The sequence below is a fragment of the Peribacillus sp. GL_122 genome (assembly GCF_057835005.1).
The window spans coordinates 3,678,112-3,690,194 of sequence record NZ_CM174415.1 but is presented as its reverse complement, the minus strand read 5'-3'; the positions used below and the strand labels follow the sequence as shown (position 1 = coordinate 3,690,194).

The following is a 12,083-nucleotide window of genomic DNA, read 5'->3' as shown; positions in this document are numbered from 1 at the left end:
AAGATGATTATGCAAAGTGAAATAATACTATGCATATTTGCATAGTATCGGAGTGATTTATCAAAAAGAAATGCGATTTTATTGGTTAATTAACTTGGCATGGTTCTTGCTTGATTAATAAGTATAAGAAAAAAGGGAGGTAAGCATCAAAGTTTCATAAAGAAGCAATCTTAATTAACCATCCACTAAAGTTATAAAAAAAAGGAGATTAAAAAAATGTCAATTAACGTAGAAAGTAAAAACACTCAAGCTAACCAATCAGCAACCCAAGATTATATTAAAAAAGTGCTTCAATTAATCGAACAAAAAGAAATTTCAAAAGAAGATGCACTGTGGGTAACGAAAGAAACGGTCGAGAATTTCCGTGACCATGTAAACCCAGGGTTTTTGGAATACCGTAAGACGGTCACTAAAGACACACAATTCGCTTCGGTTGAGTGGTCTGATCAAGATTCCTGTTTTACGGATGTAAATGGAAAAAATTATATTGATTGTTTAGGTGGATTTGGTATTTATAATGTAGGCCACCGTAACCCTAAAGTTGTAAAGGCTGTAACCGATCAATTGCAAAGACAAGCCCTTCATAGCCAGGACTTACTTGATCCATTACGTGCAATGCTTGCCAAGATCCTTGCCGAAATCACGCCGGGAGATTTAAAATACTCGTTCTTTACGAATAGCGGTACCGAGAGCGTGGAGGCTGCGCTTAAGCTGGCCAAAATGTACAGTGACCGACACACGATCATTTCCACGACAAAATCATTTCATGGGAAAAGCCTTGGTTCACTATCGGCAACGGCAAAGGGAATGTTCAGAAAACCGTTCATGCCATTGATCCCAGGTGTGCGTCATGTACCTTTTGGTGATGTGGATATGATGAGAAAAACGTTTGAAAGTTGTGCGTTGGTCGGTGAAGATGTTGCTGCTGTACTATTGGAGCCAATCCAAGGTGAAGGTGGGGTCATCCTTCCTCCGCAAGGTTATTTAAAGCAGGTTCGGGCATTATGTGACGAATATGATGCGTTATTAATATTGGATGAAGTGCAAACTGGAATGGGCCGTACAGGTAAAATGTTCGCTTCCGAGCTATATGATGTTGTTCCGGACATTATTTGTTTAGCGAAAGCATTTGGCGGCGGAGTAATGCCTGCAGGGGCTGTTGTAGCCAATGAGAAAGTGTTTAAAAGCTGGTTCGACAATCCATTCATGCACACTACGACATTTGGCGGAAATCCACTAGCTTGTGCTGCAGCCATTGCTACGATCGACGTACTTTTGGAAGAAAACTTACCGCAGCGTGCTGCAGAAGTTGGTGAATACTTCTTAAATGGGTTAAGGGAAGTGGCTGATGAGCACAAAGATAAGGTTTTGGAGATCCGCGGCCAAGGTTTGATGATTGGTATTGAGTTCCATAAAGATGAAGTGGGTTATGAATTCTCAAAAGCCCTCTTTGATAAAGGCATCTTGGTAGCAGGTACGCTCATAAATTCCAAAACAATAAGGATTGAGCCGTCATTGACTATTAAGTTGGATGAAGTCGATACAGTCATTAAAGCGTTTAAAGAGGTCTTGCCGACGCTTCAATCTTAATTTAAGTAAGAAGAAAAACAGCCTTTGGGCTGTTTTTTTTTGATTGGAGGAGGGGGTGTCGGGATTACTCACATATTTTTCGTTTTAGTACTGCACCTCAGAAGTTTTTTTTCATCAAAATGAGTCATGAAAACGGGAATTACACAGATTGGACAAGGATTTAATTCCTTTAACGTAATTTGGTATGTTATAATAATTTCTGGAAAAAGGAGTGATGAAGATATGACACCTGCTCTGCAAAAAATGTGGATATCCTTTATAGCTATGGGCTTTATGGTTATCTCTATATTTCTAATCTACTTAAGCCGTTATAAATTAAAAGGTTTTTGGAGAGTCTTGACAGCAATTATCGCATACATACTTATGATTCTAGCCGGCTTGATCATCCTTATCGTTGTTCTTAGCGGGCCAACCACTTGATAGGTGAGGAGAAATGATGAGAAATTTTTTCAAAATATTATGTTTATTATGCATCTCTGTATCATTATCTGGCTGCTTATATCCGGAGAAGCAAAAAATGCAAAACCAACTGCCTTATAAAGAGCAAATACAATCAGTCCAAAGTGCAGTGGATCAATTTCAGAAAGATGAAGGCGGCATACTGCCCATCGTTACAAAAGATGCTGAAACACCGATTTATCAAAAATATGTCATAAAATTTTCTAAGATTTCACCGAGGTATATGGCTGAACCGCCAGACAATGCCTTTGAATCGGGAGGCGTCTTTCAATACATCCTCGTAAATGTTGAAAAGAATCCGACTGTAAAGCTGTTGGATGTCAGGATGGCGCAGAAGATTCAGGATGTTTCCTTGAGATTGACTGCTTATCAGCAAAGCAACGGATACCCGCCATTTAAGGAAAGGTTATCCGATAATGTCTTCACTCTTGATTATGAGAAAATGGGCCTGAAGGAAGCTCCGACGGTCACGAGCCCATTTTCACAAAAAGACTTATATCTTGTAGTCGATGGTCAAGGCAGTATTTTTGTTGATTATACCCCGGATTTACTTGAGGCATTAAAGAAGCATGAGGGGGAAATTAAGCCAGGTGAAGATATCCGGGAACTGCTGGTTCAGAGTTCGGAGTTCGTCCCTGCCTATTCATTGCCATATACAATTGATGGAAAAACAAATAATCCAATATTTCTTACAAAATAGGCATAACCCTTCTTCTGCAAAATATATTGTAGGGGAAGGGTTATTTCTTTTATCTTTATTTCATCTTACTTTTAAAATAACAACCCTTATATAAAATTTCTGGTGGAGGAAGGGATTGAACCAGGGAAATAATTGGAATAAATTTTTAGGACAACATCATAGATATATAATGTCCTAAATAAATGCAAATGGATAAACGAAATCCCAAAACTCTAATTCGGGAGGGGATACCTTGGAAAAGGTAGATATTTTTAAAGATATAGCTGAACGGACCGGTGGCGATATATACTTGGGGGTGGTCGGTGCCGTCAGGACTGGGAAATCCACATTTATTAAAAAATTCATGGAGCTAGTTGTCATTCCGAATATTCCGTCAGAGGCGGACCGTGCCAGGGCACAGGATGAATTGCCTCAAAGTGCAGCCGGAAAGACAATCATGACGACGGAACCAAAATTCGTACCGAACCAGGCAGCATCGATTCAAGTAGCTGAAGGCCTCGACGTGAACATCCGTTTAGTCGATTGTGTCGGTTATACAATTCCCGGGGCTAAAGGGTATGAAGATGAAAATGGTCCCCGCATGATTCACACGCCTTGGTATGAAGAACCGATTCCGTTCAATGAAGCGGCTGAGATCGGTACCCGCAAAGTAATTCAGGATCATTCCACATTAGGCGTAGTCGTTACGACAGATGGATCGATAGGAGAAATTCCGCGAAGTGATTATTTAGAGGCCGAGGAAAGGGTTGTCGAAGAATTGAAGGAGGTTGGCAAGCCATTTATCATGATTGTCAATTCCGTTCAGCCCCACCACCCGAATACGGTAGCACTGAAGGAATCCCTGCAGGAAAAGTATGATATCCCTGTATTGGCCATGAGTGTCGAAGGAATGCGGGAATCGGATGTTTATAGTGTACTGCGCGAGGCCCTGTACGAATTTCCTGTTCTTGAGGTCAATGTTAATCTCCCGAGCTGGGTAATGGTTCTGCGCGAGGATCATTGGCTGAGGGAAAGTTACCAGGACGCGGTCAAAGAGACCGTCAAGGACATTAAACGCCTGAGGGATGTAGATCGTGTAGTCGGTCATTTCAATGAATTCGAGTTCATTGACCGTGCCGCGCTTGCAGGCATTGAGATGGGGCAGGGTGTTGCAGAAATAGACCTATACGCCCCTGATGAACTCTATGATGATATCCTGAAGGAAATTGTCGGTGTAGAGATCCGGGGCAAGGATCATCTGTTATCATTGATGCAGGACTTTGCGTACGCTAAAGCAGAATATGATCAGGTGGCCGATGCATTAAGAATGGTCAAACAAACTGGATATGGTGTTGCAGCCCCATCCCTTAATGATATGAGTCTTGATGAACCGGAAATCATCCGTCAGGGAGCCAGGTTCGGGGTTAGGTTAAAAGCCGTAGCTCCTTCCATCCATATGATCAAGGTCGATGTCGAATCCGAATTCTCGCCAATCATCGGTACGGAAAAGCAAAGTGAGGAATTAGTCCGGTATCTGATGCAGGATTTCGAAGACAATCCACTTTCCATTTGGAACTCCGATATTTTTGGCAGAAGCCTAAGTTCCTACGTAAGGGAAGGCATACAAGTGAAATTAGCGATGATGCCAGACAATGCGCGCTATAAATTGAAAGAAACACTGGAGAGGATTATTAATGAGGGCAGTGGGGGATTGATTGCCATCATATTATAGAAAACGTTTAAAAGCTGGACCAACTCCATTTATGGATTGGTCTTTTTGCATGGGATGAACGGCAGGATCGCAGGGAAAATATCATTTATGAATGCTAATATTTGAAATGATCTGCTGTTTTTTAGTATAATCTTGAAAAAACCCTGTGGTTAAGCGATTTTCAGCAATATAATAAGTTTAATTTCTATAAAAAAGGGAAATGATGAATAGCGAAAGACAAAATTTATAATATATACAATTATTAATGAAAAGATTCCCATTATTTTTTGAATTCCCTTGCTAAGCTAATAGGATTTGTGATAATCTACATACAGAAAACGCGTTATAACAGCGATTTCAACCTATTTATAAATTTCTGGATGAATTATTTGGAAATTAATCGGGCTTGGTAATCCATGATTGTCAGGGAATGAAAATTTTTTGACCGAAACTAATATCAAATCACTATTATAGTGTTGTAATAATGATTTTTTATAAAGATCCCTTTTGGGAGGAGGTGAATGGCATGAACAAAACAGAATTAATTAATGAAGTTGTTACAGCAACTGAAATTTCTAAGAAAGACGCTACAAAAGCTGTTGATGCTGTTTTTGATACAATCTTAGAAGCTCTAAAAAACGGTGATAAAGTCCAATTGATAGGTTTTGGTAACTTTGAAGTTCGTGAACGTGCGGCTCGTAAAGGCCGTAACCCACAAACTGGTGACGAAATCGAAATTGCAGCTAGCAAAGTGCCAGCTTTCAAACCCGGTAAAGCGCTGAAAGATGCAGTGAAGTAATTCTACCATTACATACGGGTGCTTAACCGAAAAGGGCCGCGTGAAAACGCGGTCCTTTTTTTGCTTCTTAATTTCCATCTGTGATAATATAAAAGACAGTGAATATTTTCGAAACGCTGCAGATGGTAAATCCGTCACAAGGAAATGACCATCCGAATACCGCTTCCGGCGAAACTGCCTTTAAATGGCGCCAATGTATGGGGGAAGAGTCGCTTTAATAATTGCAATTATGGATATCCGGGTGCAACGCCTTGGATTTTTTATCTGAATACATAATATTATTGATTTTTTAGGAGGTACAAAAAATGGCTAATGTTGATCATGCCAAATTAGAAGAAGCAGTTAAAATGCTTCTTGAGGCTGTAGGGGAAGACCCAACGAGGGAAGGACTGCTGGATACTCCTAGCCGTGTAGCCAGAATGTATGAAGAAATTTTTTCTGGACTTAATCAAGATCCAAAGGAATATTTCGATACTGTTTTTGGGGAGGACCATGAAGAACTCGTACTTGTAAAGGATATTCCGTTTTACTCAGTATGTGAACATCATTTAGTCCCTTTTTACGGGAAAGCCCATGTAGCATATATACCGAAAAACGGAAAAGTGACTGGCTTAAGTAAATTGGCACGGGCGGTTGAGGCTGTATCGAAGCGTCCGCAACTTCAAGAGCGCATCACTTCTACAGTTGCTGACTCGATAATGGAAAAGCTCGAGCCTCATGGTGTAATGGTTGTAGTAGAGGCTGAACATATGTGCATGACCATGCGCGGTGTAAAAAAACCCGGATCTAAAACAGTGACTTCAGCTGTAAGGGGAACGTTTGCGAAGGATCACCGTACTAGAGCTGAAGTGCTGGCATTCATTAAAGACTAAGGACATGGGGGCAGGAAAAAATGAATGAAAAAAAGATTCTGAATGATTTTGTCGTAATCAAAGCCATTGAGGATAGTGTGAATGTCATCGGGTTGACAAGGGGAACGGACACCAAGTTTCATCACTCCGAAAAACTTGACTCAGGAGAGGTGATGATTGCACAATTCACGGAACATACCTCGGCAATTAAAATCAGGGGCCATGCAAAGGTCTATACTCCATTCGGAGAGATAGAAAGTGATTCCAAAAAGAATTCTCCTGACAAATGATAGCTTCTCATTGCTTGGTTAATTAGTAAATCAATCATCTGATTATCGGGTTTAACAAGCTGTAAATTTCCCGCATCCATTTTTTGAAGGGCAAAAGACGATGGTTTCCTTATTTTTGGAAGTTTCATTTTATAAACGTTGACCATTTCATCTGATTGTTTTTATGGTATAATAATGTGTATTTTACACAGACAGAAACCAATATGTATAAAAAAAATTATCTTTCGGGGATGCAAGGGTGATCTCAATTGTTAAACATTACGGACGACATAAGGCAATTAAAACGATTAATAGAAACGAAAGCTCAACATCCATATTTATTGAAGTATATACAAAAGCCAAGCTTGGACGAAGATAAACTGATATTGCTTTGGGGATTGTTTAACGATTTGGACGTTACAAGCGAAAAACGGAATCAATATATCAGTTCAACCATGTTAGTGCAAATAGCTCTGGATACCCATGAAATCGTCTCGAATTCGGGTGAAGGAATCGAGTCGCCCGAGGTATTGAAAAATCGTCAATTACAAGTGCTTGCCGGAGATTACTATAGCGGCTTATATTATCAAGGGCTTGCCAGTGTAGGTAATGTTGATATGATCCGTATACTTTCAAGCGCGATAAAAAAAATAAATGATAATAAAATCATCCTTTACCAACAAGGGTCCATTAATGATGTACCAACGCTTTTAATGACGATAAAAGCGATCGAGGCTTCGCTGATTCATAAACTGGGGGATTATTATAGTGAGCCTGCCTGGATGGAACTATCGGAAGATCTGCTGCTTTTAAAACGGTTGCATGCCGAGAAGTGCAGTTATATGAAGTCGGGTCAATCGATAGTTTTTGATGTCCTAAGGGAAATGACTTTTGATGACTCGATTGGTGGGGAAGTTTCCATAAAAGAAGAACAGGTACGCACCCAATTCGACAAGTGCCTGTGGGATGCAAGGCAATCCGTAGAGCGCTCGATGCGGAAGCTTGCAAAGTTGGATGATGAGCTACTGGAAAGAGTGAAGGCCATCTTGGAACAAACAGAGAGTATAGCAAATTCATATGTGAAAGAAGGGTGAATCATGGAGCAGTCTAAAGAGCAAAAAGTTCATCATGTCTTTGAAAAGATCTACGGAAATTATGACAAGATGAATTCCCTCATCAGCTTTAAACAGCATCTTAAATGGCGGAAGGCTACAATGGCCATCATGAATGTCCCAAAAGGCGCCCATGCACTGGATGTATGCTGTGGAACAGCGGACTGGACCATTGCCCTTGCTAATGAAGTAGGACCAGAAGGAAAGGTTGTTGGTCTGGATTTTAGTAAGAACATGCTGAAAATCGGCGAACAAAAGGTGAATGAACTCAATCTAGATCAAGTTTCCCTAATGCATGGGAATGCAATGGAACTTCCTTTTGAGGATAATAGCTTTGACTATGTCACGATCGGTTTCGGGCTGCGGAATGTCCCTGATTACATGAAAGTGCTTAAAGAGTTAAACCGTGTAGCCAAGCCGGGTGGAATGGTCGTTTGCCTGGATACATCACAGCCAACGATGCTAGGCTTTAAACAGGGCTATTATTTTTATTTCCGTTTCATTATGCCCATGTTCGGCAAATTATTCGCAAAAAGCTATAGTGAATACTCATGGCTGCAGGAATCAGCCCGGGATTTCCCAGGCATGAAAAAGCTTGAAAACATGTTTAAGCAGGCAGGAATGGAAAATGTCAGTTATAAGGCCCATTTCGGTGGGGTAGCAGCAACACATTTCGGGTACAAGCCTTCAAAATAAGCAGAATAGCAATGGACAAAGCTGGGTGGAATGTATGAAATTTAAAATGATGTATTCATTTTTGAATGCAGATTTGCAATTAATAGAAAAAGAACTGGAAGCCGCAATTGAAGCGGATTCCTCGGTTTTAAGGGAAGCTTCCCTGCATTTACTGCAATCCGGTGGAAAACGGATCCGTCCGGTATTCGTCCTATTGGGTGCGAAGTTTGGCAACTATGATATTCATGTCGTAAAGCATGTCGCAGCGACTTTGGAACTCATCCATACGGCCTCCCTTGTACATGATGATGTTGTGGATGATGCGGATTTACGCAGGGGATCGGCTACCATTAAGTCAAAATGGGATAATCGTGTCGCCATGTACACAGGCGACTTCATTTTTGCTCGTGCACTGGAAATGATGGCGGTTATCGAGTCTCCGCTTGCGCATCAAATTCTCGCAGATACTATGGTTGAACTATGTCTTGGGGAAATTGAACAAATAAAAGATAAGTACAATTTCGAACAGAATTGGCGGATTTACTTTAGAAGGATCAAACGGAAAACGGCATTGCTCATTGCATCCAGCTGCCAGTTGGGAGCCATTTCAGCAGGTGTTGAAGAACGGGTTCATCAAAAGCTATTTAAATTCGGATATTATGTCGGTATGTCCTATCAAATCACCGATGATATATTGGATTTTACGGCTTCGGAAGAAGAGCTTGGGAAACCAGCCGGCAGTGATTTGATTCAAGGTAATATCACTTTGCCCGTTTTGATTGCTATGGAAGATCCCAAGTTAAAAAAGCTTATCGAAACAGTTCGGGAAGATACGCCAAAAGACGAAATGTCCCATATAATCAATGCGATAAAAACTTCCGGTGCCATTGAACAGGCAGCGAGGATCAGTGATATGTATTTAGAAAAGGCTTTTACTGAATTGAAAGGCCTTCCTGCCATTAAAGCTAGAAAAACTTTATCGGACATCGCGAAAAATATCGGAAAAAGAAAGTTTTGATAATGGGAGTTGCGAAACTCATCAAACAATGGTAATATTCTAAAAGTATTGCCTTATATAGGCAAATAACAATGATACATATTAGGAGTGACATTCATGGAAAGAACATTTTTAATGGTTAAGCCTGACGGCGTTCAACGCAATCTAATCGGTGAAATCGTTTCCCGTTTTGAAAAGAAAGGCTTCCTTCTTGCAGGAGCAAAATTAATGGTAATTTCTCAAGAATTGGCCGAGCAACATTATGGTGAGCACAAAGAACGTCCTTTCTTTGGCGAATTAGTGGACTTCATTACTTCAGGTCCTGTCTTCGCAATGGTTTGGGAAGGTGAAAACGTAATCGCTACTGCACGTCAAATGATGGGTGCGACTAACCCTAAAGATGCAGCAGCAGCAACAATTCGTGGCGATTTTGCCGTAACTGTCGGCAAAAACATCATTCACGGATCTGATTCAGCTGAAAGCGCTGTACGTGAAATCGGTTTATTCTTCAAAGAAGAAGAAATTGTTGAGTATTCTAAACTTGTAAGCGAGTGGGTTTATTAATTAATACGATCACTCTATAAAAAGCGGGTTCCATCGTCATTATGCGATGGAGCCCGCTTTTTTTTGTATTGCTTATTTAGTTTCCCGGCAAGGTTAGTTTAAAGAAAATATGGCACTCTCCGATATATAAAGGGAAGGACCACTTAAAATAATTATGTGCAGGGGAGTCGTAGGAATGCCTCAAGAATATGAAGAGTTTATTCGTAATATCAAAATGTTGACAGGCATTGATTTGGCATTATATAAGGAAGGGCAAATGAAAAGGCGACTAACAAATCTATATGAAAAAAGAGGGTATCATTCCTTTCGTGAATACTTTAAAGACATTCAAACCAATCCCGGAGTTTTAAATGAATTTTTGGATAGAATGACAATCAATGTTTCCGAATTTTATAGAAATGCGAAAAGATGGGAAGTGTTGGAGCGGAAAATCCTTCCTGGATTATTAGCAAGCAAAAAAAAGTTGAAAATTTGGAGTGCAGCCTGTTCAACTGGCGAGGAACCATATACGATTGCAATGATATTATCCAATCTGGTTCCACTTAGCCAGATAGAGATATTGGCGACGGATCTGGATGAAAATGTATTGGCGCGAGCAAAATTGGGGATGTATCCTGAACGTTCCTTAAATGAAGTACCTGAAGAAATCAAAAGGAAATACTTTGAAAAAAAGGCGGAGTTTTATCGTGTCGATGATGAAATCAAGAGTAGGGTGACATTTAAAAAGCAAAACCTTCTCGCTGACCGGTTCGAACTGGGATTCGATTTAATCATTTGCCGCAATGTTTTAATTTATTTCACTGAAGAAGCCAAAAATTTATTATATGAAAAATTCAGTGCATCACTAAAAAGCGGCGGGGTCTTTTTTGTAGGAAGTACAGAGCAAATATTCACCCCAGGAAAATATCAATTTGAAACGGTCGACACATTTTTTTATAAGAAAAAGTAAATACTTTGGATAAAAAGGGACTGATTCTGTACATGAGCATTCAGTCCCTTTTCGTTTGTCGTGTAATAGCAAATCCAGTAGAACTCAAATTTGAAAGATTAAACTATATCGAAAATGTTTAAGTACTTGTAAAATAGAGAGAAAAGTGATTAAATTCAAACAATATGGTTTTTACGTTTTACATATACCCACATTTCATAAAATTGTGGTATATTGATACATATACACTTTAAAGTGCTAAAAGGGGGCTGGAAGATGAGATATTTAACAGCGGGAGAATCACATGGTCCGCAACTGACTACTATCATTGAAGGATTACCGGCAGGAATGCCGATTTCGAATGAGGATATTAATCAAGAATTAGGGCGCCGGCAAAAAGGGCATGGACGTGGAAGAAGGATGCAGATCGAGAAAGATCAGGCATTTATTTCTTCGGGAATCCGACATGGCTACACACTCGGTTCACCGGTTGCTTTGGTGGTTGAGAACGATGACTGGAAGCATTGGACAAAGATTATGGGAAGTGAAGGGCTTTCAGAAGAGGAAGCTGAAGAAATTAAACGTAAAATCACCCGGCCTCGTCCTGGTCATGCCGACTTGAACGGCGGGATTAAATATGGGCACCGCGATTTGAGAAATGTTCTGGAACGCTCTTCAGCCCGTGAAACGACAGTAAGGGTGGCAGCAGGTGCTGTCGCTAAAAAGCTATTGTCATTATTGGGGATAGAAGTGGCATCGCATGTTTTGGAAATTGGCGGAGTGAAGGCAGAACCGCCAAAATACGAAACGATTCAGCAATTGCAACAAGTAACGGAAGAATCTTCTGTTAGATGTTTTGACAAAAACGTAGAGCAGCAAATGAAGGATGCAATTGATGAAGCGAAACAAAAAGGAGATTCCATTGGCGGAATCGTTGAAGTCATTGTAGAAGGAATGCCGGTGGGTGTGGGAAGTTATGTGCATTATGACCGTAAGCTTGATGCAAAACTAGCCGCAGCGATAATGAGCATCAATGCATTTAAAGGTGTGGAAATAGGTCTTGGCTTTGAAGCGGCCCATCTATTCGGCAGTGATGTCCATGATGAAATCGCATGGGACGAAGGTCAGGGTTATTACCGTAAAACCAATCGCCTTGGCGGTTTTGAAGGCGGTATGACAACTGGAATGCCGATAGTTGTACGCGGTGTGATGAAGCCGATCCCGACTTTATATAAACCTTTGAAAAGTGTTGATATTGATACGAAGGAAGTGTTTGAAGCAAGTGTCGAACGTTCCGATAGTTGTGCGGTTCCTGCAGCAGCAGTAGTTGCTGAGGCGGTAGTGGCATGGGAGCTGGCGGCTGCCATCGTTGATCAATTCCCTTCAGATCGGTATGAGCAATTAGCAGAATACATGAGATCATATCGGGAAGAAGTAAAGGGGTTTTAA

The 12,083-nt window shown here is 40.6% G+C and carries 13 protein-coding genes; all 13 read left to right on the top strand.

The features are described from left to right. Positions 1-216: 216 nt before the first annotated feature. Positions 217-1,590: a putrescine aminotransferase gene (locus AC3ISB_RS17770; protein ID WP_480338681.1), complete on the top strand. Its 1,374-nt coding sequence runs from the start codon at positions 217-219 to the stop codon at positions 1,588-1,590. A gap of 222 nt (positions 1,591-1,812) precedes the next feature. Beyond that, positions 1,813-2,010, top strand: coding sequence for a DUF2768 domain-containing protein (locus AC3ISB_RS17765; protein ID WP_048681698.1), 198 nt, complete (start codon positions 1,813-1,815; stop codon positions 2,008-2,010). Positions 2,011-2,023: 13 nt separating this feature from the next. Then, positions 2,024-2,749 (top strand): hypothetical protein, encoded by a 726-nt coding sequence (locus tag AC3ISB_RS17760; RefSeq protein WP_377397449.1) that lies wholly within the window; start codon positions 2,024-2,026, stop codon positions 2,747-2,749. Positions 2,750-2,981: 232 nt separating this feature from the next. Beyond that, positions 2,982-4,460 carry a stage IV sporulation protein A gene (gene spoIVA / locus AC3ISB_RS17755; protein WP_098370783.1) on the top strand — a complete coding sequence of 493 codons (1,479 nt, stop codon included), beginning with the start codon at positions 2,982-2,984 and terminating at the stop codon, positions 4,458-4,460. Positions 4,461-4,965: 505 nt separating this feature from the next. Then, complete coding sequence (locus AC3ISB_RS17750) at positions 4,966-5,238, top strand: HU family DNA-binding protein (RefSeq protein ID WP_034308023.1); 273 nt, start codon at positions 4,966-4,968, stop codon at positions 5,236-5,238. A 305-nt stretch (positions 5,239-5,543) separates the two neighbouring features. After that, complete coding sequence (gene folE, locus AC3ISB_RS17745; RefSeq protein ID WP_076365641.1) at positions 5,544-6,110, top strand: GTP cyclohydrolase I FolE; 567 nt, start codon at positions 5,544-5,546, stop codon at positions 6,108-6,110. A 20-nt stretch (positions 6,111-6,130) separates the two neighbouring features. Continuing rightward, entirely contained in the window at positions 6,131-6,379 is a 249-nt protein-coding gene (mtrB, locus tag AC3ISB_RS17740) for a trp RNA-binding attenuation protein MtrB (RefSeq protein ID WP_076365643.1), read from the top strand. Between the two features lie 248 nt (positions 6,380-6,627). Further along, on the top strand, positions 6,628-7,452 hold the full coding sequence (locus tag AC3ISB_RS17735; protein ID WP_141993570.1) for a heptaprenyl diphosphate synthase component 1: 825 nt from the start codon (positions 6,628-6,630) through the stop codon (positions 7,450-7,452). Positions 7,453-7,455: 3 nt separating this feature from the next. Beyond that, positions 7,456-8,166, top strand: a complete 711-nt coding sequence (locus AC3ISB_RS17730; RefSeq protein ID WP_098370781.1) for a demethylmenaquinone methyltransferase — start codon at positions 7,456-7,458, stop codon at positions 8,164-8,166. A 34-nt stretch (positions 8,167-8,200) separates the two neighbouring features. Next, positions 8,201-9,163: a heptaprenyl diphosphate synthase component II gene (hepT, locus tag AC3ISB_RS17725; protein WP_098370780.1), complete on the top strand. Its 963-nt coding sequence runs from the start codon at positions 8,201-8,203 to the stop codon at positions 9,161-9,163. A 96-nt stretch (positions 9,164-9,259) separates the two neighbouring features. Next, complete coding sequence (gene ndk, locus AC3ISB_RS17720; RefSeq protein WP_076365651.1) at positions 9,260-9,706, top strand: nucleoside-diphosphate kinase; 447 nt, start codon at positions 9,260-9,262, stop codon at positions 9,704-9,706. 175 nt (positions 9,707-9,881) lie between these two features. Beyond that, a complete protein-coding gene (locus tag AC3ISB_RS17715) occupies positions 9,882-10,655 on the top strand; it encodes a CheR family methyltransferase (RefSeq protein WP_489273798.1) in 774 nt (257 codons plus the stop codon). Positions 10,656-10,910: 255 nt separating this feature from the next. Then, positions 10,911-12,083, top strand: coding sequence for a chorismate synthase (gene aroC, locus AC3ISB_RS17710; RefSeq protein ID WP_098370778.1), 1,173 nt, complete (start codon positions 10,911-10,913; stop codon positions 12,081-12,083).